We start from the raw sequence: 25875 nt of genomic DNA, 5'->3' as shown, positions 1-25875 counted from the left end.
CAGTGGGTGCGGCTAAGCCGCGCCCGTTGCTGCTCCAAAACGTCCTCGCTGAAACCGCCGGCATAGGCTAAGCTTTAATAGCAGCTGTGCTTGAGGTATTCAGTGCTACCCCTGTATCCAGAAATAAAACCCTATCGCACCTTCCAGTTACCGGTGGATTCACCGCACGTACTGTATTGCGAGGAAAGCGGCAGTCCGGATGGCGCGCCAGTGCTGTTTCTTCACGGTGGTCCCGGCGCGGGTTGCAATCACAACAGTCGACGCTTTTTTGACCCGGAAGCTTACCGGATAATTCTTTTTGATCAGCGCGGCTCCGGCCACTCGACACCGCATGCAGAAATCGCCAACAACACCCTGACTGATTTATTAAACGATATTGACCGTTTGCTCGACAGTCTCGGCATTGAACGCTGCCTGCTGTTTGGCGGCTCTTGGGGCGCCACCCTTGCGCTGGCCTACGCCCAATCCCGTCCAGAGCGGGTAAGCGGCATGGTACTGCGCGGTGTTTTCCTTTGCCGGCAACGCGACCTGGACTGGTTTTATCGCGACGGCGCCAACCGGGTATTTCCGGATGCGTGGGATGAGCTGCTTGCGCATGCCCCCGATAAAGACGATTTGATCGGCGGTTATTACCGGGAACTGCAGGTAAGCAACGATATAGAGCGCATGAGTGCCGCTCGCGCGTGGGCAAACTGGGAGGCTACCTGCGCCAGCCTGCGCCCACACCCGGGAGAACTGAAATCCAACAACGAAGCGCACAACGCGCTCGCCATGGCCCGGCTTGAAACCCACTATTTTGTAAACAAGGGCTTTCTGGCAGAAAATCAGTTGCTCGACAACGCCGCCAGTCTCCAGGGCATTCCAGGCATCATTGTGCACGGACGCTACGATATGGTCTGCCCGCTGGAAAACGCTGCGAGCCTGCACGCAGCTTGGCCTGAAAGTGAATTGCGCATCATTCGCGATGGCGGTCACTCGGCTTTTGAACCCGCCATGAGTGATGCCCTTGTTCACGCCACGCGGGATATGCTGCAATGGCTGACTGACCGCTCAGCATAAGGTACTCCCGTCAGTGAAAGCTTTAATTCAGCGTGTCCGCCATGCCCGTGTCTGCGTCGACGAAAAGGAGGTGGGTGCCATCGATCAGGGCATGTTGGTGTTGCTCGGCGTAGAGCGCAATGATACCCCGTTACTCCTGGAAAAAGTGGCCGAGCGACTACTCAACTATCGCCTGTTTGCCGATGAAGAAGGGCGGATGAATGCGTCGCTGCGGGACATCGACGGTGGCCTGTTGCTGGTGTCCCAATTCACCCTTGCCGCCGATACCCGCAAAGGCTTGCGCCCCGGTTTCTCCACTGCAGCTAGCCCGGCTGACGCCCAGCTGCTCTACAACGCCCTGCTCGACACACTGCGAGAACGTCATCCGACAGTCGAGGCTGGTCGCTTTGGCGCAGATATGCAGATTGAATTACTCAATGATGGGCCGGTTACTTTCCTGCTGGAATTTCAATAAATATTGGGCTGCAATTTGGAGGGCACTTTGCGATGGCCTTGTGCTAGGCTGGGGCCAGGCTCGCCCTGATGTGTGGGCTCCTGCACAACAATCCTAACAATGTCTGGAGATTCCTTATGAAAAAACTGTTAATGGCTTCTGTTCTGGCCACCGCATCTGCAGCCAGCTTTGCTGTGGTACCTGGGGGCGATAGTTGTGGTTGGGGCAATATGCTGTTCGAAGGTCAGTCCGGCCTGCCCATTCATGTGGTGGCTTCTATTACCAATGGTACTTCTGGCAACAACACCTTTGGCATGACCTCCGGTACCAATGGTTGCTCCGCCAACGGCACGCTTACCTACGCGGGCAAACCACTGATCAATCTGGGTGCGATCATGGATGAGTTCAGCGAAGACGTGGCCCGCGGTGACGGCGAGGCGCTCAGCGCCGTTGCGATCTCCATGGGTGTTGCGACGGAAGATCGTTCGCACTTCAAAACGTTGCTGCACAATAATTTTGACGCGTTGTTTCCCAGCGATTCAGTTACCGCCGACGATGTGATGGCCTCGATGCTGGATCTGATGCGCGCCGACGCACAGCTCGCCAAATACGCTGCCTGATCGATAGCGGCGCTGCCTCAGGCTGCGCCGCCTTTCCCTGATTCATGACAACACGACGCTACTGGGGCCTGCTCCTGTTGCTGGTTTTTGCTGTATCAGCGCGCGCCCAGTTGCCGCTCAGCAAGGCCGGATTGGAGGGGTCGACGCAGTCACCATCTCTCGATGCGCTGGCGGATCATCCTCAATGGCGGGCATTGCTGCATTATGGCCGTGCAAAAGCAGGTTATGAGCGCAAAAGCTATGTCGACGACCCGGCGTTTTTCCTCAGTGTGAACGGCAGGCGTGATGCGCGTGCGGAATTGCAGGCCACGGTAGAGCAGTTGCAGAACCAGGCGACATTGCGCTGCCAATTCATCGCGCGTTTTCGTTGGTTGCAGCAACAGGGCGCCCTGGACTCAGAATTACCTGCTGCCTGTGATGGTTACCGCCAGTGGCGAGGAACTATCAACGCCGGCGCCGTTGCGCTGGTGTTTGCCGCCAGTTATCTCAATAGCCCCTCTTCCATGTACGGTCACACCTTTTTACGGGTTGACCCCCAGGGTTACCGTGCCGAGTCGGCTCTGCTGTCCTATGCCGTGAATTACGCGGCGGTTGTGCCCGATAATGACAGCAGTCTGCTGTTTGCCTGGCGCGGCATGAGTGGCGGTTACCCCGGGCACTTTAGCCTGCAGCCCTATGTCGACAAACTGCAGGAGTACTCGCGTCTTGAAAATCGCGACGTGTGGGAATATGAGCTGAATCTTAACGCGGCAGAAATTGATCGTTTGATGGCCCATCTGTGGGAACTGCAATCGATCAATTTTGACTACTATTTTATGGATGAAAACTGTTCGTTTCGTCTGCTTGAACTGCTGGAGGTAGCGCGCCCGGGGCTAACGCTCACGGCTGAATTTCCAGTACACGCCATCCCGGTGGACACGGTGCGCGCGGTGCGTGAAGCAGGGCTGGTGGATGAGGTGGTCTATCGACCGTCCCGGCAGCGGGAGCTCGATGCGTTGGTGGCGCCCCTCGACGCCGCGCAGCGGCAATGGGTGCTGACGCTGGCGCGGGAGCCAGCGCAAAATCTAGTACCGGCATTCCAACGCAAATCTGTGGATGAGCAGCGCACTTTACTCTTGGGCGCTTATCGCCTGCTACGCTATCAGCACAATCGACAGCAGCGTAGTCCGGATGTTGCCGGGCGTAGCTTTGCGTTGCTCCGGGCGATTAATCACCTGCCCCCGGATGCAGGTCAGTCTGCGACTCCAGTCAGGCCAACCGAACCGGATGCGGGGCATGCAACGGCGCTGGCAGGCCTAGCGCTGGGGCGTTTCGACGAGCGCGACTACCGGGAGGTGTCCCTGCGCCTTACCTATCATGACCTGCTGGACCCAGTCGCGGGCTATCCTCGCAATGCATCGCTCAATATGCTGCAGGCAACACTGCGACAGGTGGATGGGGAGGGCAGTCGCTTGCAATCGCTTACATTGGTCGATATCCGTTCGTTGGCGCCGCGCACTGACTTTTTTCAACCGATCAGCTGGCAGGCTCGCGGCGGGCTTGAACGCAGCGACGGGCATCCGGATTATCTGGCGCCCTACGCTTCGGGCGGCGCGGGCGGCTCGTGGCAGATTCTGGGTGTTGATATTTCTGCGCTGGCGACCCTTCGGGCAGAATATAACGAAGGGTTTGAGAACAACTGGCAAGCGGCGCCAGGCCTGACAGTGCGCGGTGGCTTGCAACGAGAACATGTTGCCGCTGCACTGGAAGCAGAGCATTACCGTTTTGCAAATGGCGTGGAACGCAATACGGTGGGCCTGTCCTTAAATGTGGCGGTTGCCGCGCAACACGGCATCCGTTTTAACTGGCGGCGGGTTGTGGAGGAGGGGCAAGGGGATGAGGATGTCAGTCTGCAATGGCGTTATTATTTTTAAGGCCCCGGCCCTCGCGCTTTCTGTAATAGCGCGTAGCCTGCTGGTGGTGGTTGGGGCGCTTACCCTGAGCGGTTGTGCCAGCTTGCTGTTTTATCCAATGAAAAAAATAGTCGCAACACCTGCAGATCACGGTGTTGCATACCAGGATGTCTATATCGCGCAGGGTGACATCCGCCTGCATGGCTGGTGGCTGCCGGCCGCCAGTGAGGCACGCGGAACGGTCTACTTCCTGCACGGCAATGCCGAGAATATCAGCACCCATATGCACAGTGTGCTGTGGCTACCAGAGAAGGGTTATGACGTATTCCTGCTGGATTACCGGGGCTACGGCCAGTCGGGCGGTGAGCCCGAGTTGGCGGGCGTTATTGACGATGTGCGCAAAGGCTATCAGTGGTTGCGTGACAGGCAGGTGACCGCACCGCTGATTGTATTGGGTCAAAGCCTCGGGGGTGGTGTTGCGGGTTTTGCTATGGCGACTCAAGCGGATAAACCCGATGCCATGGTACTCGATGCGGCGGTCGCATCTTACCCGCGCATTGCCGGTGAGGTTGCTAGGCGCAACTGGGTTACCTGGCCGTTTGCACCGCTCGCACCGCTGTTGATGCCCAAAGGTTTCGATTTAATTGATGTTGTGGGGCAGTTGGCTGGCGTTCCGCAGCTCTACTTACATAGCCCGGATGACAGCGTTGTTCCAATTGGGCACTCCCATTCGCTGTACGCCAAGGCGGCGTCGCCGAAGCAACTGAGAGAAACCGCAGGGCCTCATATCGCAACCTTTGCGTTTGCGGCGCAGCGACAGGCGTTGCTGGACTTTATCGCTAGCCTGTAGTCGGCTAAGCCCCAGTGTCTCTTGCCAAGGCATGCGGTGGTTCCCCAACCGTATGTGACAAACTACCGATTTTGACAGCTTAGCGTGTGTAATTGTGAAAATGTCACAGTTCTTCGCATGCGCCAGCCAGTAAGCTCGGTCCCTGCTGTAGTTTTGTGAGAACACGAATATGCGAACACTTCTCCGTGATAAGCAAGCTCTGCTAGCCTGTGTCGAAGGCTCTCCCGCCGCGGTTGCTATGCATAATAAACCCGAATGGCTGTCGCTGTTTGCTGACTGCGCGGTGGTGGAAGACCCGGTTGGCTCGAAACCACAGATCAATCTGGCTGACGAGAATGGCCAGAGCCCGCTAAGCTGCTTCTATGAAACCTTTATCGCTGCCAACGATATTCGTTTTGACGTGGATTACGATGTAGTGTGCACCGGCGCGGTGGTCAGGGATCTGGATATCGAGATTCGCATGTCGGATAAGGTGGTGGTGCGGGTGCCCATGCATCTGCTTTACGAGCTGACAACCGAGCACGGCGAAGTGCGCATCAAGCGTCTCGCCGCCCATTGGGAGCTGGCACCGATGCTGCGTCAGCAAATGCAGTACGGCATAGCGAGCGCAGTGGCCGGGATATCTTCATTCTGGCGCATGCTGCGTCATATGGGGCTGTCGGGTTTGCAGGGCTTCCTGCAGGCTAGGGAAACGGTTGGCGAGGCAGGCAAGAAAAAGGTTGAGGCGCTGGTCTCTGCCTTTAATCAGAAGCAGAACCGCGCGCTGGAACGCCTGTTTACCGATGACGGCCTGATGGGCTGGCCCTACGGCCATGAGCAGCGCATAGCGTTTTGGGATATCCCGCCAGGTCAACTACGCGTAGAGAAGCTGCTGTCTGCCGGGCGTGCCACGTCGGCCACCGTCTATTATCGCGACGGAGACCTTGAAAAGCGCGGCGTGGCCATCTTCCACTTCGATCGCCGCAACTTGCTGATCCGTGACGCCCAGTTCTTTTTGGAACTTGAATAGCAGCAGTAATCGGGTACAACCCGCATAAACAAACCGGGTCTGTCCCCGGTTTTTTTATGGCTGGGATTTAGTGGTGATGCCCGCCAGGGCCGTGAGCATGGCCGTGGGCGATCTCATCGGCAGAGGCCTCGCGCACGTCGACAATCTCAATCGCAAATTCCAGGGCTTTGCCTGCCAGTGGGTGGTTGGCGTCCACGTCGACGGAAAATTTCCCCACTTTGATAACGGTTGCCTGCTGGGTGCCGTTATCGTCCCGGTAGCGAACCACCTGGCCCGGTTTCATCTTGCCCTCATGTTTGAGGTATTTGGCGGGGATGCGCTGCACCCGACCTTCCTGCCTTAATCCATAGGCTTGTTCGGGCGTCAGTGATACTTCAATTTTGTCGCCGGCGCTTAAACCGGCCAGCGCCTTTTCCAAGGCGGGCAGGATATTGCGGGCGCCATGAAGGTAGAGCGAGGGCTCACCATCGTAACTGTGTTCGATTTCACCGCCGCTTTGCTCGGACAGGCGATAATGAAAGGACACCACACGGTTTTTTTCGATCTGCATCAAGTGCTCTCTTGCTGGGCATGTCGTCTAACAGGCGGCTATACTAATCGCCGTTTATGCAAATTCCTAGCAGGCAGAAGATATGGGGGATGTGGTTGCTTTTACGCCGGGGCGAAAGAAGAAGGCCTCAGCCAAGTCTACCCTGTGCCGCGAGGGGCACCATCGCTGGCAGGTAGAAACCAAAAGTCGGTTTGATGTGAAGCAGGGGAAGCTCGTAACGGTTTACCGCTGTGCGCGCTGTGGCAAACTGAAAACCACCGCGCACTGACAGAGCGGGAGGGTTGGGTTAGCCCAGTATCTGGTGCTCGATCTGCTCAAGGATGGCACGGGTTTCGTCAGCACCTTCCACGCTATTGAAAACCCGCACGATATCGCCCAAGTGCTCTAACAATACGTCCTTGACCGAGATGTTGCTGGTCATGGCGGCATCGCGCAGCATCATGAAGGCTTCGGCGCTGATATCGTCAATAAGTTCCTGTTGATTGGCGGCGCGGAAATCTGAAAGCCTGACTACGTTGTTTGGGTGTGCCATTGTCTTTGCCTCTCAAGTCACATTTGTGAATAACTGTGTAGTAGTCTAAGAGGCGATCGGCGCTTCGTAACTTCGTACTTACCCGTAGTGCAAGACATAAAAACGAAAGGCGACGGCTAGCCGTTGATCTGTTCGGCAAGTTCCCGCAGGATACGGGCGGATTCCTCGTGGCCCTCGACCGCCTTGATAACCAGAGCGATACCCAGCAGGTGCTCCAGTAGAACGGATTTCATGGGAATGGCATTTTCCTGTGCCTGCTCGCGCAAAAAGACAAAGGCCTGAGCGCTGATATCGTCGACAAGTGCTTGCTGTGTGGCTTTTTGATACTGTTCGAGGTTGATTACGTTTTCTTTCGTGTCCTGCATGCGGATGCGCTCCATAGAGTGAACACGCAGAATGCGGCCACGGGAAAAGTATAGGGATGCAGGACCTTGTCGGAACTAGGTAGATACCCGTAAAATTTTCTAAGTAATTGATATATGGCGATAAAACTACAGTAGTACGTCGCCGCTGACTGGAAGTTGTCAATGGAAAACCAAACCACTATTTCAGAAGACGGTATTGAGCAGCTATCGCTCAAAGCCTACACCGAGAAGGCCTACCTGGATTATTCCATGTACGTCATTCTCGACCGGGCACTGCCCAATATCGCCGACGGGCTCAAGCCAGTGCAGCGCCGCATTGTGTATGCAATGAGCGAACTGGGGCTAAAGGCTAGCGCCAAATTCAAAAAATCGGCGCGTACGGTTGGTGATGTCATCGGTAAATTCCATCCCCACGGCGATTCAGCGGCCTACGAGGCGATGGTGCTGATGGCGCAAAATTTCTCCTACCGCTACCCCTTGGTAGACGGGCAGGGCAACTGGGGTTCACCCGATGATCCCAAATCCTTTGCCGCGATGCGCTACACCGAATCACGGCTCACGGCTTATGCCGACGTGCTGCTGTCGGAGCTGGCGCAGGGTACGGTGGATTGGGTGCCAAATTTTGACGGCACCATGGACGAGCCTTCAACACTGCCCGCGCGGGTACCCAATGTGTTGCTCAACGGCACGACGGGCATCGCGGTGGGCATGGCTACCGATATTCCGCCGCATAATTTGCGCGAGGTGGTCAGCGCCTGTATTGCCCTGCTCGATAAACCCAAGGCCAGCGTTGAGGACCTTTGCGAGTTTATTCAAGGGCCGGATTTTCCCACCGACGCGGAATTGATTACGCCGCGCGCTGACCTGATCAAAATGTACGAAACTGGCCGCGGCAGTTTGCGCATGCGCGCGCGGTGGCACAAAGAAGATGGCGATGTGGTGATCTCGTCGCTCCCTTATCAGGCGTCTGGCTCTAAGGTGCTGGAGCAGATTGCCCAGCAAATGCAGGCGAAAAAACTGCCGATGGTGGCAGATCTGCGCGACGAATCGGATCACGAAAATCCGACCCGCCTGTTGATCGTGCCGCGCTCCAACCGGGTGGATCTCGAGGCGATGATGAATCACCTTTTTGCCACCACTGACCTGGAAAAAACCTACCGGGTAAATCTCAACGTTATTGGTATTAACGGCCGGCCGCAGGTTAAGGCCCTCAATACCCTGCTTGGGGAGTGGCTGGAGTTTCGCACCGAGACAACCCGTCGCCGACTTCAGTTCCGTCTCGACAAAGTACTGGCGCGACTGCACCTGTTGGAAGGTCTGTTGATTGCGTACCTCAATATTGATGAGGTCATTGCCATTATCCGAACTGAGGACAAGCCGAAAGTTGTGTTGATGGAGCGCTTCGGGCTGAGTGACAAGCAGGCTGAAGCGATTTTGGAATTGAAGCTGCGCCATTTAGCAAAGCTTGAGGAAATGAAGATTCGCGGCGAGCAGGACGAACTGGCCGCCGAACGAGACAATCTTGAAGCAACGCTGGGTTCGCCCCGCAAGCTGAAAAACCTGATCCGTAAAGAACTCAAAGCCGTTGCCGAAGAATATGGCGACGATCGCCGTTCGCCGCTGGTGTCGCGTGAAGAAGCCAAAGCGTTCTCTGAAGAAGAGCTGATGCCGGTTGATCCGGTCACCGTTGTTATGTCGGAGAAGGGTTGGATTCGCGCCGCCAAAGGCCACGACATCGATGTGGAGTCGCTGAACTACAAGTCAGGGGACAAGTTCAAACTGGCGGCGCGCGGTCGCAGCAATCAGCCGGTGATTATTCTGGATAACAGCGGCCGTGCCTACACGGTTGCCGCCCATACGCTGCCGTCGGCGCGCGGTCAGGGCGAACCAATTACCGGACGATTGAACGCACCATCGGGGGCCGTGTTTAACGGGATGCTGATGGGCGGCGACGATCAGCGGGTTCTGCTGGCCTCGGACGCAGGCTACGGTTTCGTTGCCAAACTGTCAGACCTGCAAAGCAAAAACCGCGCAGGCAAGGCTGTCCTGACACTGCCGAAGGGTGCGCAAGTGCTCAACCCGGTGCCGTTAGCGGGAACCGAGGGTCACGTGGTGGCGGCCACAACAGATGGCCGCATGTTGGTATTCCCTCTGACGGAATTGCCGGAAATGCCGCGCGGCAAGGGTAATAAAATGATTGGTATACCCAGCGCACGGGTCGCTGCACGAGAGGAATACGTGGTTGCGGTGGCCGTGATGACAGAGAGTGATACCCTGCGTGTGTTCTCGGGCAAACGCTACTTAAATCTCAAATTCGGCGAGCTGGAGCACTATCTCGGCGAGCGCGGTCGACGTGGACACAAACTACCGCGCGGTTTCCAGAAAGTGGATGGTCTGGAGATCAATCCCGACTAAACCATCGGGTTTGCAGTTACAAACCGGGGTCTATCCCCGGTTTTTTTTGGTTCTTTGTAAGCTCAGGTGGACAGGTTTTAGTTTGGATGCTCAATGCTGGCACTTGCCCTCACTCCTGGCGCCTGTTGAAGCACGCGATTGCCACCCGGCGTTACCAAGAACGTTTTTGAGCTCGTGCTCAGCCGGGATTCAATTGCGCTTCAAGTCGCGCCAGCTGTTTGTCCAGTAGCTGACGGTAGCGCTCTTTCATTACCAGCCCGTCGGGGGTGGCCTCGGCCCATTCCAGCGCAGCAGTGCCCAGATCACTGGGCAGGCGTGTCTGAATGGCGCGGCCGTCGCAAGCTACCAGCACTTCCACCAGTCGAACTTCCTGAGCCTCAAGCTGAAACTGATGGCTTTCACTGCGCACGGAACCGATTGCCGCGCGCGCGCCGAGTGTGTGATCAAGTGCCTTGAGTAGATGTGCGCTGCACAACGCGCGCAGCAAGGGATGATCGCTGCCCTCAAGGGCGCGAAAGCGTAGGGTGACACCGTCGCGGCGGTGAATTTTTAAAACGCCATGGTAAAGGCGCGACATAGCCAATGCGGCCTGATAGCTCTGCGTGACCCGGCGGTCGAGTTCTGCCTTGCCCCACTGCTGGGTCAGTCTTTCGTAGTGCTGCCAGTGAATATGCAGTACGACCCAATCCACCGCCCGTGGGGTTAGCGCCGGCAGGTTGGGTTCGGGGTTTGCCAGTGTCTGAAGCAGTTCGCCCAAGGTGTCGCTTCCCGCATAGGAAATTTGCAGCGGCGTTTCACTGGGTTGCAGCAGGTTGCGGCGAATGCGCTGCAGCAGATTGTCGAGTTTCTGGGCTAGGGCCATTGTCAGTGCGATGGCCAGGGCCGCCGTCAGTGCTGACAGCAACAACAGTTGCCACTGCAGCTGGGTTTGTGCGGTTTCTAGGGGTGCGGTTTGCAGCTCAATCACCACGCTGCCAGCAATATCCTGGCCTAACAGGATGGGGCTGGTAAATCGCGGGTTGCTTTCGCTGTGCTGGCCTACTTCCACCAGTGTCTGGTTGTCGCTGTCGGTGACTTGCGCATACGCCAGCAAGGGGTTTTCTGCCTGCAGGCGCAGCACACTGAGCAGGGTTACTCGATCATTGCGAATCAGGCCTTCGCGACTCTGGTAGGCAATCTGCTGCACCCATTGTTTCGCAAACAGGGTGCTTTGTTCAGTCAGCAGCTGGCTGTTGCCCCGGGCGCTGGCCAGCAGCAGTGTCGCGCTGTGCGCGGTTAGAATGAGCAGGATTAACACGGCGCACTTGGCCGGCAGGGGCAACCTGAGCAGAAAGTTGGCAGCGCGCGAAAAAAGGCCCGCGAGGTATGTCGGCTTCAAGGGTATTGGCATGTGATCGGCATTTATCTTCCGGAAGCGCAGTATACCGAAGTTGTCGGTTGATGGTGTGAACCGGCTGTGCCCGCTACAATAGCCGGTTTTAATATTCGCCGACTGCCAACATGGGCGAGTCGGTAAATCAGCAGGGGCGATGCGTGAAGGAAATCATACTGATCAATATATCCGGTGACGACCGTGCCGGTGTGACCAGCTCGATCACCAGTATTCTGGCGTCACACGGCGTCAATATCCTGGATGTGGGGCAGGCCGTTATCCACGACACGCTGTCGCTGGGCTTGTTGATTGAGGTGCCCGACAGCGCTGAATCGTCGCCGGTACTCAAAGATATCCTGTTTCGAACGCATGAGCTGGGCTTCCAGGTACGCTTCTCGCCAGTTAGCGCAGAAAGCTATGACCATTGGGTGTCGGGGCAAGGTAAACCACGTCATATCCTTACCCTGCTGGCGCGTAAACTGACGGCGGATCACTTGGCTCGGGTAACGGCGATCATTGCGGACTACGGCCTTAATATTGATCGCATCGACCGGTTATCTGGTCGGGTGCCTCTCGACGGAGTGTCTCAGCAAAGCAAGGCGTCGGTAGAGATGTCGGTGCGCGGCGCGCTGGAAGATACCGCTACATTTCGCAAATGTATTATGCAGTTGGCCAGCGAACTGGATATCGATATCGCCTATCAGGAAGACAGTATGTATCGGCGCACCCGTCGCCTGGTGGCGTTTGATATGGACTCGACCCTGATAGAAGCGGAAGTGATTGACGAACTGGCGGCTGCTGCTGGTGTGGGTGAGCAGGTGGCCACCATCACTGAGCAGGCGATGCGCGGCGAAATTGAATTTGCCGAGAGTTTCCGGCGGCGAGTGGCGCTGTTGAAAGGGCTGGATGCGAGTGTGCTGGAATCCATTGCCCATGAACTGCGGTTGACCGAGGGTGCCGAGCGTCTGGTATCGACCCTGAAACAGCTCGGCTATAAAACCGCCATTCTGTCGGGTGGTTTTACCTACTTTGGCGAATTTTTGCAGCGTAAACTCGGCATCGACTATGTCTATGCCAATGAGTTGTCTATTGTCGATGGGCGGGTTACCGGTGAAGTGACGGGCCGTATTGTCGACGGTGCGCGCAAAGCGGAATTGCTGCAGGAGCTGGCAGATCGCGAGGGGATCAATCTCGAACAGGTGATTGCGGTTGGTGACGGTGCAAACGATTTACCGATGCTGAGTATTGCAGGCTTGGGCATTGCCTTTCGGGCCAAACCGATCGTGCGGGAAAATGCCAATCAGTCGATCAGTACTCTGGGTCTGGACGGCATTTTGTATCTGCTTGGCATTAGCGACCGGCATACGCAGGCCGATTAGTCTGCGCCGAAGTCGTAATCCATTTCGCTGCTGGGCGAGTGAATATAGCTGCCCTGCACGTAATCCGGCTTCAGTTGCCATAGGGTTGCCAGCGTGGCAGCGCTTTCCACGCCAGTAACCACGGCTTTGCTGCCGGCTTCCTGGGTGGCGGTTATGGCTTCTTGCAGGGTATCACTTTCTTTCGGGCTGAGCTCCAGTTTGGTCAGCAGCGGCTGCAATTGTTTCAAGGCTGCAGCGTCATCAGTGCCCGGGCTGGCTGAGCGCAACGCAATATTGCCACCGAGGTCGCGTAACTTTGTGATAAAGACTTTCGCGGGTTTGATGGCCTTGCCCGCAGTCGCGGCGTTAACCTGCAACACCAGCGTATCTCCGGGAAGCCCGGCGGCCTTCATGGCGACCCCCAGCCAACTGCACAGATTTTTGTCGTGGAACACATTGCCACTAACGTTAATAACAAGGCGCGTGTTTTTGCCAGCCTGGCGTGATTGCGAAAGCTGCTTGGTTGCTTCAACAATGATCCAGCGGTCGAGCTCGGTGCTTTTTCCCTGACGTTCAAAATTTTCCAGCAGTTCGGCGCCGCTGATCTCATCAGATTCGCGATCTTTCAGGCTCAGGCACACTTCGTAGTATTGTTTTTCCTCATCGGCCAGGCTGACGATGGGCTGATAGTGCAGCTGCAGCCGGTTATCTGTTTTGGCGTCTTCGAAGGCTTGTAATGGGTCTGATTGCTGGTTTAGTTGCTGCTTGGCGCGTACGTACAGTGCGGCGTTGTTGCCAATACCGTTATTCCCCGCCTCTTCGCGAACCTGCTCGCACAGGCCGATAAGGTTGTTGACCATGGCAACACCCGAGGTCTGTTTGGATTTGCCCAGGGAATGTATGGCAATGGTCACAGTGTAGTTGATGCTGTTGTCGCCAATGGTTACCGGGCGCTGGGCAACCGATGCACAGAATTTCTCGGCGCGCTCCAGCACCTCGTCGGCGGTTGTGTTGCTTAGCAGGATACCGACCAGGTCGCCGTCGATACGTCCAAATTGGCCTTTGGGAAATTCTGCCATCAGCGCAGCGGCAAGGTCGCGCATGATCACGCTGCAGCCACTGTAGCCGTGGTCGGCGCGCAACTGGCTGTAACGATCCAGGCTGATCAGCACGAAGGTGCCTTGGGCGTTGCCGCCAAAACCGTGGGCGGCAACATCCTCGAGTTGCTGAACAAAGCGCATAGCCAGGGCAAAGCCGGTGTTCGTGTCGATGGCTGCGACGTTGCTGGCGCCGTCCTCCGATTCCTTGTGCAGTGTGAGTTGCACGCAATCTTCTTCATCCAGTACCGCATGGCTGAGTTTCATGCTCATCTCGACGCTGTCGCCGTCGGTCTTTCTGCCCTGCAGGGTCACGCGCGCGGAATCGGAGGGGGTAACACTGCGCAGGGCGCTCTTCAGTCGATCCTGATCATCGTCTTCAATCAGGTCAATCACGGGCTGGCAGTCCAGTTCGTCGGGATCGCTGAAGCCAAAATATTCGGCAAATAGGCGATTGACGCTGACAATCATGCCATCGGCGACATAGGCGATGGGCTCTTCGGCCTGCAGCAGTATCTGCTCGCTGCGGTGTTCGGCGGCTTGCAGCTCCTGCCGAGTATGGGCCAGCGCGCGACGGCTCTGCAATGCCCAGAATTCGCGCAGGCAACTGCGCGCGGCGCGCTCTAGTTTGTCGGGAGGAAGTATGTCGACGATCTGATGATCCGGCAGTCTCTCGTCGCTCTCACTCAACAGAATAATCGGCAGATCGAGTTGCTGATTGCTAATGGCCTGCAGGCAGACATTGAGCTCCAGTGCGGACTGGCTCTCATCAAACAGCACCAGATCGGGGCTGTCGTCGCGAATTGCCGAACCGAGCTTGCCCATCTCTTCGACCATGGTGTGTCGACAGATATAGCCCAGCCGGTGGAACGCGGAGGTCAGAGTGGCCGCGCGATTTGGATCGATTCCGATAAACAGCGCGCACAGCGTATTACTATTCATTACAGCCTAATAAAGCTCAAAGGTCATCCCACAGGTTGTCAAATTCCTGCTTCTTCTTTTTCGAATCCTTTTGGGCGACCTTGTCGGTAGTGGACGATGTCGTTGGTAGTGGTGCGTCTACGTCTTCGCCAGACTCGGTTTTCACCATAGTTGAGAAGTCGAAGATGCCGAGTGTCGCTGTCTGTACCAGGCAGTTCTGAAACTTGATCCGGTAGGTTTGACCCGGACGGTTCAGCTCAATGGAGTCGCCTTCATTAAAGGCCGTCTTTTGTACCAGAATTCGCTGGGGGAGGCCACTGTCGCGATCGGGTGGCAGCATCAGGGCACGTTGGTGTTCTCCAACCGGCAAGCCGGAGCGAACCAGCCGCGCGCTATAGGCGTCAGCGACACTGGCCAATACTTCCAGTCCCAACTGGTTTTCCGATTCGCTGACCTGTTTGACCCAGCGAATAACACCGACTGACCAGGTCAGCTCTGCCTCTTCGCGAATACCGACAACATCGCCGGTGTTCAGCTTAACGGCTTCGTTGGCGGGCCATGATACGCAATAGCCTTTTTCGCTAGCGTTGACCATGGCTGCGCGGTAGTAGCGATAATTCTGGGTTGTGCCGGCGTTGGAAACCGCATTGTTCTGGCTGCTCTCGTAATCGATCGCGTGCACCTCGCGGGTGGCGATGGTGCTGTCCTTGTCTTTGGAGTCTTGCAGGTTGGCTTCGCCCCAGGCGTCGTGGGTGGGGTCGAAACGTTTGCGAACACCGTATTCTTTTGAGATGTCTATCAAGTTCGGGTCAGGCTTGGCCGCGCGCCGCATAAATTCACTGAAAGGCAGGCTGTCGGCAACGAAAAAGTGGGTCGAAAAAAGGCCGAGCGACAACAGCAGGTCATCTTCCCGGTCTATGCGCACCGAATTACGCTGCAGCATCACTCCCCAGGATGTGTGGAGATGGGTGAGCAACCCCAGCCCCAACTCGTTGCGGTCGCGTTTGCCGCCAGCGGCGAGCACATCAATTTTGTCCTCGAGCATTTTGCACAGCGGGCGCGAATCGATCCCCAGCCAGCCGGCAGTATCCTCACACAGCTCACGGTAGGTGGGCGGTGCATCGCGGGTGGGATTAAACAGAAACACGCAATCTTGCAGGTGGTCGCCGCGCACGCTGGCTTTTTGTGCCCAGGTGCTGAGCTGGGTAAAAACATCTGCCTGATTGGCCTGGCGCAATTGGTGAGGGCGGGCGGTAAACAGCAGCATGGGGCGCAGGTAACACTGCTCCAGCGTGCTGCCTCCCCACACCTCGTCCGCCACTTTTTCGCGCGCTATCTTGTGCTTCAGTGCCTGGTAGAACAGCTCATGAATGGTCTTCCAGAAACCGGCCTCTTCATCGCGGTAAAGCTGAAAATTGCGCAGTAACACCAGGCTGTGTTCAGTAATGGCTCGGTGAAAGGCCATGGCCAGCTGATCTTTGGGTCGGCGCAGCCGGTGCATGCTGAGAAACTGGTTGGCGGTGACGGTGTAGCCGATCGCCATTTGCTTGTTGAGGGTGTCGGCAAGTTGGGCAACCTTGCGCGATTTCTCGGGGAGAATGATCGGCTGGTTCAGGAAATGCTTTTCCAGCCCCCGATTGGACACATGCACATGGTGGCGCAGCTGCTCGAGAATTTGCAGGCGGTCTTTCGGGTTGCATTTGACCTTGTTGAATTCCACCAGCGCCAAATACAACTGGCGAGTGGTCTCCCCAAGGTTGGCGCTTGGTAAGGAGCGGAGCCAGCGAGCGGCGCTGTCCTTGTTCAATTCGAACAGGCTGTGACGCTCAAGGGTCTGTTGCGGCAGAGGAATATGTATCTCTATAAAGTCGGCCATACTCGCTTAACGGCTACCGGGGGTTGCTATATTGTTCTGCGCTAGGTTTTCTCAAAGCGGACACTTGTGAGCAACCCTGGGATCTTCGCGAACCAGTTTGGGCACCAGATAACCGGGCAGGGCCTCCATCATCTGCTTGTGCAAAGCCTGCGCACCTGTGTCCGATAGCGCAAAGTGAGCCGCGCCCTGGACTCTATCTAGTACATGAAGATAGTAGGGTAACACACCAGCATTAAAAAGTTTTTCACTCAATTTGCAAAGCGTTTTTGCATCGTCATTAATTCCGTGAAGCAACACGGATTGGTTTAGCAGGGTGACGCCTGCCTGACGCAGGAGCTGCAATCTCTCGCTCAGCGCGGCCCCGACCTCGTTCGGGTGGTTGCAGTGCAGTACAAATACTGTCTGCAGACGGGTTGATGTCAGGCTGGCTACTAGCTTGTCGGAAATTCTGTCCGGCAACACGACAGGGAATCGTGTATGAATCCTAAGCCTTTCTACAGTAGGGATTTCACTTATAGTGAGTACCAACTCTTCTATTCGATCGTCACTGCTGACCAGGGGGTCTCCGCCACTGAGGATAACCTCACTGATATCGGCGCGTTCGCGCACGTAGTCCAACGCCTGCTGCCACTGGCTTCGCGACAACTGGTTGTCGCCGTAAGGAAAGTGACGCCGAAAACAGTAGCGACAATTGACCGCGCAGGCTGGGCTGGCAACCAGCAGTACCCGGCCATGGTATTTGTGAATAATGCCGGGGACGGGGTTGGAGTGACTCTCTTCCAGGGGGTCATTGCTGTAGCCGGGGCTGGCAATGTTTTCCTGGGCCAAGGGTAGTACCTGCAACAGGAGCGGATCATACCAGTCGCCTTTTTGCATCAGGCTGACAAAGGCCTGCGGCACGCGCAGGGCGAAACCCGGGCTGAAATCCAGTTCGTAGGGCGCCTCGTTGGGAGGCAGCGCCAGTTCGGTGAGCAGGTCTTCAACGCGGCGAAAGGCTCCAGAGAGCTGCTCCTGCCAGGTTTCGGTCTGCCATTGTGCTTGGCTAAGCGGTATCATGGGCGGCTTCGTTTATATCAAGCTTTGAGGAAGGTTATGGCGAGCTATTCTACCAATGAATTCCGCTCCGGGTTGAAAGTGATGCTGGAGGGCGACCCCTGCTCCATTCTGGACAACGAATTCGTGAAGCCGGGCAAGGGACAGGCCTTTAACCGCGTAAAATTGCGCAATCTGAAATCCGGTCGTGTCTGGGAGCGCACCTTTAAATCTGGTGAATCGCTGGAAGGTGCCGATGTGATGGACACTGACATGGAATATCTCTACAACGATGGAGAATTCTTCCATTTCATGGAGCCGGAAACCTTTGAGCAGTATCAGGCAGATGCTACCACTGTGGGCGACGCTGCTCAGTGGCTGAAAGAGCAGGATACCGCGACCGTTACCCTGTATAACGGCGCTCCGCTGGCTGTTGCACCGCCAAACTTTGTCGAACTGGAAATTGTGGAAACTGACCCCGGCCTGAAGGGCGACACAGCGCAGGGCGGCACCAAGCCCGCCAAACTGAGCACGGGTGCCGTGGTGAAAGTGCCACTGTTCCTGAGTGAAGGTGAAGTGGTTCGCGTTGATACTCGCACAGGCGAATACCAGAACCGCGTTAAATCTTGAGCGATTGGGTCCCTGGCGACTGGCGACCCACTGCGGCGCTCAGTGCGCTGCAGGCCCGTGCGGCACTGCTGAGCGTGGTGCGCGATTTTTTTGCGCAGCGCGCTGTACTTGAGGTCGAGACCCCACTGCTGGCTTCCGCGCCAGTCACCGACCCCGCGATTGACGCTTTTTCCTTGCAGCAGGCTCCGCTGTATCTGCAAACATCTCCCGAGTACGCGATGAAACGCTTGCTGGCGGCCGGCAGCGGCCCCATTTACCAGCTGTGCAAGGCTTTTCGCATGGGTGAGAGTGGGCGCCGTCACAACCCGGAATTCACCATGCTGGAGTGGTATCGCCCGGGGTTCTCGCTGCAACAATTGATTGACGAAGTGGCGGCACTGCTTGGCTGTGTCCTAGGTGAGCGACCGCTGCGAGTTTACCGCTTTGCCGAGGTCTTTGAGCAGGTACTTTCGGTTGATCTGTTTACGATAGAAGATGCGGCATTGTGTGAGCTGGCCCAGGCCCGCCATGGTATTGCCGCGACAGACCTGACCCGTGACAGTGCTATCAACCTGCTATTCAGTCATGATATCGAGCCGGAATTGGGGCGCGGCGAGTACAGCTTTGTCCGGGATTTTCCGGCCTCGCAGGCGGCATTGGCAAAGGTAGGGAGCGACGCTCAGGGCCGTGATGTGGCGCAGCGGTTTGAAGGTTTTGTCGACGGTATGGAGCTGGCCAATGGCTATGATGAGCTGCAAGATGCCTCGCTCCTGACGCAGCGTTTCGAACATGATCTCGCGCAGCGTCAGCGGGACGGTCAGGTCACTCCGCCGGTTGATCGTTATCTGCTGGCGGCGATGGCCCAGGGCCTGCCAGATTGTTGTGGCGTTGCCCTGGGGTTTGACCGCCTGCTCATGTTGCAGCTGGGGGTTGATCGCCTCAGTGAGGTTATTGCGTTTCCCACCGAGCGGGCCTGAGCCCGCGTCCTCGCGCGAGCGGTTGGGTTACAGGAGCTTGCCCAGTGCCTCGCCCATCCGGGTTTCGGTGCCTGCGTCAAAAGCCGGCAACCATTCCATCGCATTTTCGCCAAACAGCAGTATGACGGTTGAGCCGAGCTTGAAGCGGCCCAGTTCATCACCCTTTTTCAACTCAATAGTTTCTTGTTGGTCAAAGCGCCGGGTCTGCACGGTTTTCGGCGGTGGCGCCACCTGACCGGCCCAAACCGTTTCGATACCGGCAACAATCATGGCGCCCACCAAAATAACTGCCAGCGGGCCGGCGGCGGTTTCAAACAGGCACACCAGGCGCTCGTTGCGCGCAAACAAACTATCAACATTTTCGGCGGTAGTCTGGTTAACGGAAAACAGCTGGCCGGGTATGTAGTGGGTGGCAATCAGTTTGCCGTCGATGGGCATATGCACCCGGTGATAGTCTTTCGGAGACAGGTACACGGTGGCAAAGCGCCCATTTTTGAAGGGCAGGGCATCTTCGTTGTTGCCGCCGAGCAGGGTGTACAGACTGTAGTCGTGACCCTTGGCCTGGAAGATCCGGCCTTCCTTGATATCGCCAAGTTGGCTGATAGCGCCGTCAGCGGGGCAGGCAATGTCTTTTTCGTCCTGGCAAATCTGGCGTGCATCGGGCTTCAGCTCGCGAGTAAAAAAAGCATTGAAAGTCGGGTAGCCGCGAATGTCCTCTTCCTGCGCTTCGCTCATGTTGACCTTGTACTGCTTTATAAATTGCTCGATCAGCAGGTTTTTCAGCCAGAAAATTCGAGTCTCTGCCAGCTGGCCCACGAGCCGTGACAGCATGTGGTGGGGCAGCAGATACTGCACAATGATAAAAAGCGTTTTCACTGTGAATCCTTAATGTTCAGTTCAATGCATGTTTTGATCAGGGGGTGTCGCCGGTGTTGATGGGCGTGTCCTCGCGGTTGCCCCACTCGGACCAGGAGCCGTGATAACCCTTGATCTTCTCGTAGCCGAGGATCTTCATGGCCAGGTAGCTCAATCCGGAGCGGTGGTGGGTCTGGCAGTGGGTGATGATGGTTTTGTCTTTGCTCAGGCCGAGACTGTCTAGGCGTTGCTGCAGGGCGTCCAGGTCTACTAGGCGCAGGTTGCGCTGCCTGTCCATCAGTTCCAGCCAGTCTATATTGACGGCTCCGGGAATATGGCCGCCGCGCTGGGCAACCACTTTTTCGCCGCGATATTCTTCGGCCGAGCGTGCATCCCAGATGGCCTGTTCGGGATCGTCGATGGCGTCGAGTACATCAGTGGCTTCGGCAATGACCGATTCGTGCCATTCTCCGCTGAAGCCACTGGGTGCGCTCGTGGGCAATTCGGTGGTTACCGGCAGGCCTGCGGCAAGCCAGGCCTGGAGGCCACCGTTGATATAGCTGTAACGGGTGTGCCCGAGCACGTCCAGGGTCCAGATTAGGCGCCCGGCCCAGCCGCCGCCTTCATCGTCGTAAACCACCACGTGCTTATCGGCGTTCAGGCCTGCAGCTGAAAACAGCGCCTCAAGTCGCTTCTTCTCCGGTATCTTCCCTACCGCCGGTTTGGTGCCGGCCTGCAGTTCCGCCGGTGGAATATGTACCGCCCCGGGAATATGGTGAGTGCGGTAGTTGTCGGCGGAACAGGTGTCGAGAATCAACAATTGCTCGTTGCCCAGTTCTGCCGCCAGTTGTTCGGGTTCTATCAGCAGTGCCAATTCGGCCATACCAGTCCTCCTTGTTTAGCGGGCCATTCTACCCGTGTTGCCCCTCGATTTCGGCAACAATTTGTCGGTAACTCTGCAGCCTTACGGGGCTGATGTCGCCGCGTTCAAGTGCCGCCTGCAGGCCACAGTCCGGTTCGGACTCGTGGCGGCAATCGCGAAAACGGCATTGGCTGATAAAGGGCTGAAATTCGCGAAAACCCTGCTCCACGGACTTGCGGTCGAGATTCTGAACGCCAAATTCGCGTATTCCGGGCGAATCGATCAGATCGCCGCCGTCGGGAAAGTGAAACAGCCGCGCGGTTGTTGTGGTATGCCGACCCTTGTCCGCGGCGTGGGATAATTCGCCAACAGCGGTATTGGCTTCTGGCAACAGAGCATTGACCAGCGACGATTTACCAACCCCGGACTGTCCCACAAAAATGCTGGTGGCGTCCGCCAGCTGGGCCCGCAGGGCGTCGAGGCCTTTACCGTCGGTGCTCGACGCGGTGAGCACCGTATAACCGTTGTCAGCGTAACTGTTCAGCATCGCCAGGGTGTCATCGTCGACGGGCAGGTCCGATTTGTTGCGGACAATGACCGCGGTTAACTGGTGAGCCTCGGCAGCGACCAGGTAGCGGTCAATCAGGTTAGCGTAGGCTGGGGGCTGGGCGGCAACCACAATCAGCATTTGGTCGATATTGGCGGCGATGGATTTCGGCTGGCCGTTAAAATCCGGGCGAGTGAGCAGGGAGCGGCGTGGCTCCACCGCCACAATAACGCCGGTATTATCGCCCATTTGCCAGATTACCCGATCGCCGGCTACTGGGTTCTCGACATTGGCGCGCAAGTGGCAGCGGGTCACTTCGCCGTCTTTTGCTTCAATGTTGACCTGGCGCCCGAAGCTTTCAATCACCAGCCCGATCTGTTCAGGCCCCAGCGCATCACTATCGGGTAGATTGTCATCGTCGCGGGCGCGACGCGAGCGCTGCCGGTGCTGAGCGTTAATTCTGCGCTGCTGTTGTTTGTTGATCTTGCGTTTTGCCATGCAACCGCCGGATTTAGGAAGAGCGCTATTATCGCGCAGGCCTTTTGCTACAATCCACTGTAATCCCTCTAACTGGTGAATCCATGGCAAATGACAGCAACCTGATCTGGGTCGATCTTGAGATGACCGGTCTGGATACGCAGAACGATCGCATCATTGAAATTGCTACGATCGTGACCGATTCGCACCTCAATACCCTCGCAGAAGGGCCGGTGGTGGCCATTCATCAGCCCGACGAAGTGCTGGCCGGAATGGATGAGTGGAACACCCGGCAGCACGGTCAATCCGGCCTGGTTGAGCGGGTGCGTAAAAGCCGCTTCAGTGCCCGCGATGCCGAGGAAATGACCATCACCTTCCTCAAGGAATTTGTGCCTGCCGGAGCCTCACCCATGTGTGGCAACAGCATCTGCCAGGACCGGCGCTTTATGGCCCGGGAAATGCCCGAGCTGGAAACCTATTTCCACTACCGCAACCTCGACGTCAGCACGTTGAAAGAGCTGGCCCGCCGCTGGCGTCCCGATGTGCTCGACGGGGTCAAGAAAGACGGTTCTCATCTGGCGCTGGACGACATCCGCGATTCCATCAACGAACTCCGCCACTACCGCGACCACTTCATCAAAACCTAAAGAAAAACCGGGGTCGTATCGAGTATTTATTGATCCATGGGCGGCCATCGTGCGGCTGGTTAAAAAATACTCGATACGACCCCGGTTTTTAGGCAATAAAAAACCCGCCGAGAGGCGGGTTTTTGTTGAGCGTCGTTTAGTTGATCAGGCAGCCATCGCCTTGATCTGGGCATTCAGGCGGCTCTTATGACGAGCGGCCTTATTTTTGTGGATCATGCCCTTGTCAGCCATGCGGTCTACAACCGGTACGGCTTGTGCGTAAGCGGCTTTCGCTGCTTCAACGTCGCCAGAGTCAATGGCGTTCACAACTTTTTTCAGATAGGTGCGCACCATGGAGCGCAGGCTGGCGTTGTGCTTGCGGCGTTTTTCCGCTTGACGTGCGCGTTTACGTGCTTGGGGAGAGTTAGCCACCCGTTTACTCCTTGAATCTGAGTCAGTACTGAAAATTTAAGAGGGCGGATTATTCCTGCTCAGCGCAGTGCTGTCAAGCGTTGCGCTTGGAGTTCGTGCAAAAAAGCCTTAGCTGAGCAGGCGACTGCCGATCAGAGCGCCCCAGGTCAGTACCACCAGCACCATGCAGACGAACACGGCGGCGGAGCCCAGATCCTTGGCCTGGCCGGAAAGCGGGTGCTGATCCAGGCTGACCCGATCCACCACAGACTCAATAGCCGAGTTCAGGATTTCGGCCAGCATGACCAGCAGGCAAGAGCCCACCAGCAAAATGAATTCCACTGCATCCCTCGCTAACCAGGCTGCTGCGGGGGTCAGAAAGAGCATCAGTATGCATTCGGTGCGAAACCCTTCTTCGTGCGTCCAGGCCGCGCGAAGGCCGCGCATGGAGTAGCGCGTGGCGTCAATGATCCGGGGCAGGCCACGCCGCCCCGGTTTGTTCATTTGGCTTTGCATGGGTTTATTGAATGCTGGCTGCATCAAACAGCAGATGATGGTTCAGGTCGCCGAACAGATCCGGAAACATTTCTCGGCGCCGAAAGCGCCACTGACCGTCGTGTTTTTCAAACCGGTCGTGATACTTGCCGGCAATAATGACCTGCAGCGGCAGGTCGGGCGTCGCCTGTACTACCGTAAAATAGGCTTCAGCCCGCGCGCTGCACGCATCACTTTCTACTTCTATGTGTACATTGCTGATGATGTGGCGGGTTTTGGGGGTGCCGCAATCGTAGAGTCTGGTTGAACTGTTGTACATGGCGAGTACGGCGTCATAGCCACTGACCACCGAGTTGGCGGCGGGGGCAACAATTTCACCGTGGCGGAACAGCTCGGCCACACCCGGCAGGTCGCCTGCGTCCAGCGTAAAAGCGTAGCGATACATCAGATTTTCAATTGCGCGGTAGTCGTCCATAGCAGATCTTTTTATCGTAGTGAGAAATCCGGTGCGCCAGTGTAGCGCGAAATAGTGGGTGAAAGTCACGCTCCCTTGAATTTGGTAGCATAGCCGCTGCCCGCGACTGAGTGATGACAGTTTTGAAAGATACGCCGACACGAATACTTGACGAAGCCGAAGCGCTATTTGCCGAAAAAGGTTACAAAGCGACCTCCCTCGGTGAAGTAGCAGACCGTGTGGGCATCCGCTCGCCAAGTCTTTACAACCACTTCAAGAACAAGGAAGCGCTATACCAGGCTGTGCTGGACAGGTTGATTGCGCTGTTTAATGAGCCGCTGAACAAAATGCTGCAACACCCTGTGACGCGCAGCAGTATTCAGGAGTGGCTGGAAACCATCGTGGAGCTCCATTATACCCACCCCAATTTAGCGCGATTGTTGCAGCACGCTGCGTTGGCGGGTGGCCCGCACACTTCGGTCATTGTGAATCAGATGTTCAGGCCGCTGTTCGAACACCGGCCAGAGGGGCCTGAGTTGGGGTTTTTCCAGGGCAACGATTTGGAGCCGTGGGCGGTAATGGCGTTTAACAATATTGTGATGTCTTACATCACGATGGCGCCAATGTACCGGGAGATGTTGCCGGTAGATCCGTTTTCAGAAGAAGGCTTGATGCGGCAGAAACAGCTGATCAGTCAGCTGGCGCGGTTGGTGTTTTCGGTGGGCGATGAACCTACTGGTTTAGGTGTAGGGGAGGCGGGCTGAAACGCCCGCCGGAAGTGCTTAGCCTGCGCGGCACGCTTGTTTGGCGGCTTTGATCTGCTTGCGGTGGCACTCTTCCTGAGAGGCTTCGCCGATACACCACTTGCGGCGGTTGTCCCAGGCAGTCAGCGGGTGGCGTTGGCCGTCAGTGCATTTCACTGAGTAGTTAGAAAACTCAACGCCGTTGTCGGTGGTGCCGGCGCCAGTGTAAACCAGGCTGGAGGGGCGCGCGGCAAAGGTGGCGGTTGAGGCGGCTGCCAAAACGGCAATCAGAAGCGATTTAGTCATGAATTGCATAGTAAGAACCTGCTGAATAAATGATAACAACGTTTACATTATCCGGAAAGTGTTACCGAAATTCCAGTGTCGAGGGTAAAACGGTGACAAATGCTGCGCCGATGCCTTGGTATTCTCTTTGCTATTCAATGGCTTGCGAGGCATTGCCGCAGTGTTACCGTTTCTTAATTTTGGCGCAAATGCCGGGGTGGGCCGCGTTGTTACCTTACGTAGCACAGGCCAGAAGAATAAGAACCCAGCCCAAAGCGGCGGTAGCGATGGCATCCATCGCCTTGTCGAGGCGGAATAGGCCATAGAGATACGACACTGGCGGCAAGATCAGGGTGCACAGCGCCCAGGTGTAATCTTCATTACTGGAAGTGATTAGAAGCTGCACCCAGCTCAGCAAGAGCAGGGCGACGCCAATGGTCAAAAACAGAGCTGAATAAGGTTCCATAATGACATTCTCCGACAGGGGGGGCGGCGCGCTGGCCGGCGGTTTTTTGACTATTCTTAATACACAGTGCCATTCATCTGGTGTGGCCTATCGGGCGATCAACGCTCGCGAGCGAAAGCCAAGCCTGAATGGTAAAGTAACCAAAAAGTGTTGCGTGGGGAAGGTTCGATCCAACCCGCTGCAACCTGCCGTAAAAGTAGTTGGATGTCGGGAGTGAGAGTGATGTGGAAGCTCGAGCGTAAGCACTGCCTGGTGCTGTTGTTCGGATTGTTGGGTCTGGCAACAAATCCCGCGACTGCCCAAGGCTCGCCCTGGCAATTACCCCAGCCCTACAGCCTGATGCCAGAAGACGGCAACCTGTTGAAAACTCAGCAACAGTTGGAGCAATTGGCTGCCGCAGGGCGCTATACAGACGCGATTACCCCAGCCCTTTCCTTGTCCGAAGCATTGGCTGCAGACCCTGCGTTGGGCCCGTTGGCCTTGGAAAACCTTGCGCTGGTGCGCCTGCGAAGCGGTGACCTGAGTGGTGGTATTGATGGTCTGCAACAGGTCTTGTCGCGCTTGAAGCAAAGCGGCAATGTCCGTGATCCTCGCCTGGCCCGGCCGCTCATGGCGCTGGGGGTGGCCTATTATCACGCTGGCGATCTGGCGCAGGCGATTAACCATCTTGAGCAGGGAATATTTGTC

Annotated in this window: 29 protein-coding genes; 14 read left to right on the top strand and 15 right to left on the bottom strand. The window is 56.6% G+C overall.

Annotated features, from left to right (window positions below; translation table 11 throughout):
* Positions 1-102: 102 nt before the first annotated feature.
* The 6 genes from pip to ABYP39_RS04305 all read left to right on the top strand — a co-directional run bounded on the left by pip (position 103) and on the right by ABYP39_RS04305 (position 5863).
* Positions 103-1059, top strand: coding sequence for a prolyl aminopeptidase (pip, locus tag ABYP39_RS04330; RefSeq protein WP_372765189.1), 957 nt, complete (start codon positions 103-105; stop codon positions 1057-1059).
* A gap of 13 nt (positions 1060-1072) precedes the next feature.
* Positions 1073-1513: a D-aminoacyl-tRNA deacylase gene (gene dtd / locus ABYP39_RS04325; protein WP_372759459.1), complete on the top strand. Its 441-nt coding sequence runs from the start codon at positions 1073-1075 to the stop codon at positions 1511-1513.
* 116 nt (positions 1514-1629) lie between these two features.
* Complete coding sequence (locus ABYP39_RS04320) at positions 1630-2112, top strand: DUF3015 domain-containing protein (RefSeq protein ID WP_372759460.1); 483 nt, start codon at positions 1630-1632, stop codon at positions 2110-2112.
* A gap of 44 nt (positions 2113-2156) precedes the next feature.
* Positions 2157-4025, top strand: a complete 1869-nt coding sequence (locus tag ABYP39_RS04315) for a DUF4105 domain-containing protein (RefSeq protein ID WP_372759461.1) — start codon at positions 2157-2159, stop codon at positions 4023-4025.
* The gene (locus tag ABYP39_RS04310; protein ID WP_372765202.1) at positions 3994-4854 is read left to right on the top strand and encodes an alpha/beta hydrolase; all 861 of its coding nucleotides are present in this window, start codon (positions 3994-3996) and stop codon (positions 4852-4854) included. The genes ABYP39_RS04315 and ABYP39_RS04310 overlap by 32 nt, the downstream gene beginning before the upstream one ends.
* A gap of 169 nt (positions 4855-5023) precedes the next feature.
* Positions 5024-5863: a transporter gene (locus tag ABYP39_RS04305; RefSeq protein ID WP_372763692.1), complete on the top strand. Its 840-nt coding sequence runs from the start codon at positions 5024-5026 to the stop codon at positions 5861-5863.
* A 67-nt stretch (positions 5864-5930) separates the two neighbouring features.
* Here the strand turns inward: ABYP39_RS04305 and ABYP39_RS04300 are convergent, their stop codons facing one another.
* Positions 5931-6413 (bottom strand): peptidylprolyl isomerase, encoded by a 483-nt coding sequence (locus ABYP39_RS04300; protein WP_372763693.1) that lies wholly within the window; start codon positions 6411-6413, stop codon positions 5931-5933.
* Positions 6414-6495: 82 nt separating this feature from the next.
* Between ABYP39_RS04300 and ABYP39_RS04295 the strand changes: the two genes are divergently transcribed.
* Positions 6496-6681 (top strand): hypothetical protein, encoded by a 186-nt coding sequence (locus ABYP39_RS04295; RefSeq protein WP_372758503.1) that lies wholly within the window; start codon positions 6496-6498, stop codon positions 6679-6681.
* 18 nt (positions 6682-6699) lie between these two features.
* Here the strand turns inward: ABYP39_RS04295 and ABYP39_RS04290 are convergent, their stop codons facing one another.
* Both ABYP39_RS04290 and ABYP39_RS04285 read right to left on the bottom strand, forming a co-directional pair.
* The gene (locus ABYP39_RS04290; protein ID WP_372758504.1) at positions 6700-6945 is read right to left on the bottom strand and encodes a hypothetical protein; all 246 of its coding nucleotides are present in this window, start codon (positions 6943-6945) and stop codon (positions 6700-6702) included.
* A 116-nt stretch (positions 6946-7061) separates the two neighbouring features.
* Entirely contained in the window at positions 7062-7310 is a 249-nt protein-coding gene (locus tag ABYP39_RS04285; protein WP_372758505.1) for a hypothetical protein, read from the bottom strand.
* A gap of 162 nt (positions 7311-7472) precedes the next feature.
* Here ABYP39_RS04285 and parC point away from each other — a divergent pair, with 162 nt between their 5' ends.
* Positions 7473-9725, top strand: a complete 2253-nt coding sequence (gene parC, locus ABYP39_RS04280; RefSeq protein WP_372750270.1) for a DNA topoisomerase IV subunit A — start codon at positions 7473-7475, stop codon at positions 9723-9725.
* Between the two features lie 178 nt (positions 9726-9903).
* On the opposite strand, the gene ABYP39_RS04275 is transcribed toward parC, so the two are convergent.
* Entirely contained in the window at positions 9904-11022 is a 1119-nt protein-coding gene (locus tag ABYP39_RS04275) for a hypothetical protein (protein WP_372781287.1), read from the bottom strand.
* A 236-nt stretch (positions 11023-11258) separates the two neighbouring features.
* Here ABYP39_RS04275 and serB point away from each other — a divergent pair, with 236 nt between their 5' ends.
* Positions 11259-12476: a phosphoserine phosphatase SerB gene (gene serB, locus ABYP39_RS04270; protein ID WP_372749317.1), complete on the top strand. Its 1218-nt coding sequence runs from the start codon at positions 11259-11261 to the stop codon at positions 12474-12476.
* On the opposite strand, the gene ABYP39_RS04265 is transcribed toward serB, so the two are convergent.
* From ABYP39_RS04265 to epmB, 3 genes are read right to left on the bottom strand one after another with little or no spacing between them, the layout of a single operon-like run.
* On the bottom strand, positions 12473-14494 hold the full coding sequence (locus ABYP39_RS04265; RefSeq protein WP_372781285.1) for an EAL domain-containing protein: 2022 nt from the start codon (positions 14492-14494) through the stop codon (positions 12473-12475). The genes serB and ABYP39_RS04265 overlap by 4 nt on opposite strands.
* Positions 14495-14510: 16 nt before the next feature.
* Positions 14511-16349 carry a hypothetical protein gene (locus ABYP39_RS04260; protein WP_372763696.1) on the bottom strand — a complete coding sequence of 613 codons (1839 nt, stop codon included), beginning with the start codon at positions 16347-16349 and terminating at the stop codon, positions 14511-14513.
* A 51-nt stretch (positions 16350-16400) separates the two neighbouring features.
* Complete coding sequence (epmB, locus tag ABYP39_RS04255) at positions 16401-17405, bottom strand: EF-P beta-lysylation protein EpmB (RefSeq protein WP_372750304.1); 1005 nt, start codon at positions 17403-17405, stop codon at positions 16401-16403.
* 36 nt (positions 17406-17441) lie between these two features.
* Here epmB and efp point away from each other — a divergent pair, with 36 nt between their 5' ends.
* On the top strand, positions 17442-18011 hold the full coding sequence (gene efp, locus ABYP39_RS04250) for an elongation factor P (RefSeq protein ID WP_372781283.1): 570 nt from the start codon (positions 17442-17444) through the stop codon (positions 18009-18011).
* Positions 18008-18967, top strand: coding sequence for an EF-P lysine aminoacylase EpmA (epmA, locus tag ABYP39_RS04245; protein ID WP_372781281.1), 960 nt, complete (start codon positions 18008-18010; stop codon positions 18965-18967). The genes efp and epmA overlap by 4 nt, the downstream gene beginning before the upstream one ends.
* Positions 18968-18994: 27 nt before the next feature.
* Here the strand turns inward: epmA and asd are convergent, their stop codons facing one another.
* From asd to rsgA, 3 genes are all read right to left on the bottom strand, one after another.
* Positions 18995-19798: an archaetidylserine decarboxylase gene (gene asd / locus ABYP39_RS04240; RefSeq protein WP_372750229.1), complete on the bottom strand. Its 804-nt coding sequence runs from the start codon at positions 19796-19798 to the stop codon at positions 18995-18997.
* An 82-nt stretch (positions 19799-19880) separates the two neighbouring features.
* Positions 19881-20705: a sulfurtransferase gene (locus tag ABYP39_RS04235; protein WP_372759527.1), complete on the bottom strand. Its 825-nt coding sequence runs from the start codon at positions 20703-20705 to the stop codon at positions 19881-19883.
* A 28-nt stretch (positions 20706-20733) separates the two neighbouring features.
* The gene (rsgA, locus tag ABYP39_RS04230) at positions 20734-21729 is read right to left on the bottom strand and encodes a small ribosomal subunit biogenesis GTPase RsgA (RefSeq protein WP_372759526.1); all 996 of its coding nucleotides are present in this window, start codon (positions 21727-21729) and stop codon (positions 20734-20736) included.
* Between the two features lie 83 nt (positions 21730-21812).
* Here rsgA and orn point away from each other — a divergent pair, with 83 nt between their 5' ends.
* Positions 21813-22355, top strand: a complete 543-nt coding sequence (gene orn, locus ABYP39_RS04225; protein ID WP_372765324.1) for an oligoribonuclease — start codon at positions 21813-21815, stop codon at positions 22353-22355.
* A gap of 144 nt (positions 22356-22499) precedes the next feature.
* On the opposite strand, the gene rpsT is transcribed toward orn, so the two are convergent.
* The 3 genes from rpsT to ABYP39_RS04210 form a co-directional block, all read right to left on the bottom strand.
* Positions 22500-22766 (bottom strand): 30S ribosomal protein S20, encoded by a 267-nt coding sequence (gene rpsT / locus ABYP39_RS04220; protein WP_372760188.1) that lies wholly within the window; start codon positions 22764-22766, stop codon positions 22500-22502.
* Positions 22767-22874: 108 nt separating this feature from the next.
* Positions 22875-23249: a diacylglycerol kinase gene (locus ABYP39_RS04215; protein WP_372765327.1), complete on the bottom strand. Its 375-nt coding sequence runs from the start codon at positions 23247-23249 to the stop codon at positions 22875-22877.
* Positions 23250-23265: 16 nt separating this feature from the next.
* Entirely contained in the window at positions 23266-23715 is a 450-nt protein-coding gene (locus ABYP39_RS04210; RefSeq protein ID WP_372781279.1) for a nuclear transport factor 2 family protein, read from the bottom strand.
* Between the two features lie 113 nt (positions 23716-23828).
* On the opposite strand from ABYP39_RS04210, the gene ABYP39_RS04205 reads away from it, so the two are divergent.
* The gene (locus ABYP39_RS04205) at positions 23829-24458 is read left to right on the top strand and encodes a TetR/AcrR family transcriptional regulator (RefSeq protein ID WP_372781277.1); all 630 of its coding nucleotides are present in this window, start codon (positions 23829-23831) and stop codon (positions 24456-24458) included.
* Positions 24459-24476: 18 nt separating this feature from the next.
* Here ABYP39_RS04205 and ABYP39_RS04200 read toward each other — a convergent pair whose 3' ends face one another.
* Both ABYP39_RS04200 and ABYP39_RS04195 read right to left on the bottom strand, forming a co-directional pair.
* Positions 24477-24743, bottom strand: a complete 267-nt coding sequence (locus ABYP39_RS04200; RefSeq protein WP_372781275.1) for a hypothetical protein — start codon at positions 24741-24743, stop codon at positions 24477-24479.
* 214 nt (positions 24744-24957) lie between these two features.
* Positions 24958-25188 carry a hypothetical protein gene (locus tag ABYP39_RS04195; RefSeq protein ID WP_372749150.1) on the bottom strand — a complete coding sequence of 77 codons (231 nt, stop codon included), beginning with the start codon at positions 25186-25188 and terminating at the stop codon, positions 24958-24960.
* A gap of 222 nt (positions 25189-25410) precedes the next feature.
* Here ABYP39_RS04195 and ABYP39_RS04190 point away from each other — a divergent pair.
* Positions 25411-25875 (top strand): tetratricopeptide repeat protein (locus tag ABYP39_RS04190; protein WP_372781293.1); only part of this gene is annotated, 465 nt, incomplete at its 3' end.

Origin of the sequence: Litorivivens sp., from assembly GCF_041625495.1 — a bacterium.
Lineage (GTDB): Bacteria > Pseudomonadota > Gammaproteobacteria > Pseudomonadales > Spongiibacteraceae > Litorivivens.
This window is presented reverse-complemented; position numbering and strand designations above follow the sequence as displayed.

What these genes read in the sequence shown, in the direction of transcription:
- ABYP39_RS04320 (WP_372759460.1), top strand. Translation starts at nt 1,630, where the DNA reads ATGAAAAAACTGTTAATGGCTTCTGTTCTGGCCACCGCATCTGCAGCC.
- ABYP39_RS04315 (WP_372759461.1), top strand. Translation starts at nt 2,157, where the DNA reads ATGACAACACGACGCTACTGGGGCCTGCTCCTGTTGCTGGTTTTTGCT.
- ABYP39_RS04310 (WP_372765202.1), top strand. Translation starts at nt 3,994, where the DNA reads ATGTCAGTCTGCAATGGCGTTATTATTTTTAAGGCCCCGGCCCTCGCG.
- ABYP39_RS04305 (WP_372763692.1), top strand. Translation starts at nt 5,024, where the DNA reads ATGCGAACACTTCTCCGTGATAAGCAAGCTCTGCTAGCCTGTGTCGAA.
- ABYP39_RS04300 (WP_372763693.1), bottom strand. Translation starts at nt 6,413, where the DNA reads ATGCAGATCGAAAAAAACCGTGTGGTGTCCTTTCATTATCGCCTGTCC.
- ABYP39_RS04295 (WP_372758503.1), top strand. Translation starts at nt 6,496, where the DNA reads ATGGGGGATGTGGTTGCTTTTACGCCGGGGCGAAAGAAGAAGGCCTCA.
- ABYP39_RS04290 (WP_372758504.1), bottom strand. Translation starts at nt 6,945, where the DNA reads ATGGCACACCCAAACAACGTAGTCAGGCTTTCAGATTTCCGCGCCGCC.
- ABYP39_RS04285 (WP_372758505.1), bottom strand. Translation starts at nt 7,310, where the DNA reads ATGCAGGACACGAAAGAAAACGTAATCAACCTCGAACAGTATCAAAAA.
- parC (WP_372750270.1), top strand. Translation starts at nt 7,473, where the DNA reads ATGGAAAACCAAACCACTATTTCAGAAGACGGTATTGAGCAGCTATCG.
- ABYP39_RS04265 (WP_372781285.1), bottom strand. Translation starts at nt 14,494, where the DNA reads ATGAATAGTAATACGCTGTGCGCGCTGTTTATCGGAATCGATCCAAAT.
- ABYP39_RS04260 (WP_372763696.1), bottom strand. Translation starts at nt 16,349, where the DNA reads ATGGCCGACTTTATAGAGATACATATTCCTCTGCCGCAACAGACCCTT.
- epmB (WP_372750304.1), bottom strand. Translation starts at nt 17,405, where the DNA reads ATGATACCGCTTAGCCAAGCACAATGGCAGACCGAAACCTGGCAGGAG.
- efp (WP_372781283.1), top strand. Translation starts at nt 17,442, where the DNA reads ATGGCGAGCTATTCTACCAATGAATTCCGCTCCGGGTTGAAAGTGATG.
- asd (WP_372750229.1), bottom strand. Translation starts at nt 19,798, where the DNA reads ATGCTGTCACGGCTCGTGGGCCAGCTGGCAGAGACTCGAATTTTCTGG.
- ABYP39_RS04235 (WP_372759527.1), bottom strand. Translation starts at nt 20,705, where the DNA reads ATGGCCGAATTGGCACTGCTGATAGAACCCGAACAACTGGCGGCAGAA.
- rsgA (WP_372759526.1), bottom strand. Translation starts at nt 21,729, where the DNA reads ATGGCAAAACGCAAGATCAACAAACAACAGCAGCGCAGAATTAACGCT.
- orn (WP_372765324.1), top strand. Translation starts at nt 21,813, where the DNA reads ATGGCAAATGACAGCAACCTGATCTGGGTCGATCTTGAGATGACCGGT.
- ABYP39_RS04215 (WP_372765327.1), bottom strand. Translation starts at nt 23,249, where the DNA reads ATGAACAAACCGGGGCGGCGTGGCCTGCCCCGGATCATTGACGCCACG.
- ABYP39_RS04210 (WP_372781279.1), bottom strand. Translation starts at nt 23,715, where the DNA reads ATGGACGACTACCGCGCAATTGAAAATCTGATGTATCGCTACGCTTTT.
- ABYP39_RS04205 (WP_372781277.1), top strand. Translation starts at nt 23,829, where the DNA reads ATGACAGTTTTGAAAGATACGCCGACACGAATACTTGACGAAGCCGAA.
- ABYP39_RS04200 (WP_372781275.1), bottom strand. Translation starts at nt 24,743, where the DNA reads ATGACTAAATCGCTTCTGATTGCCGTTTTGGCAGCCGCCTCAACCGCC.
- ABYP39_RS04195 (WP_372749150.1), bottom strand. Translation starts at nt 25,188, where the DNA reads ATGGAACCTTATTCAGCTCTGTTTTTGACCATTGGCGTCGCCCTGCTC.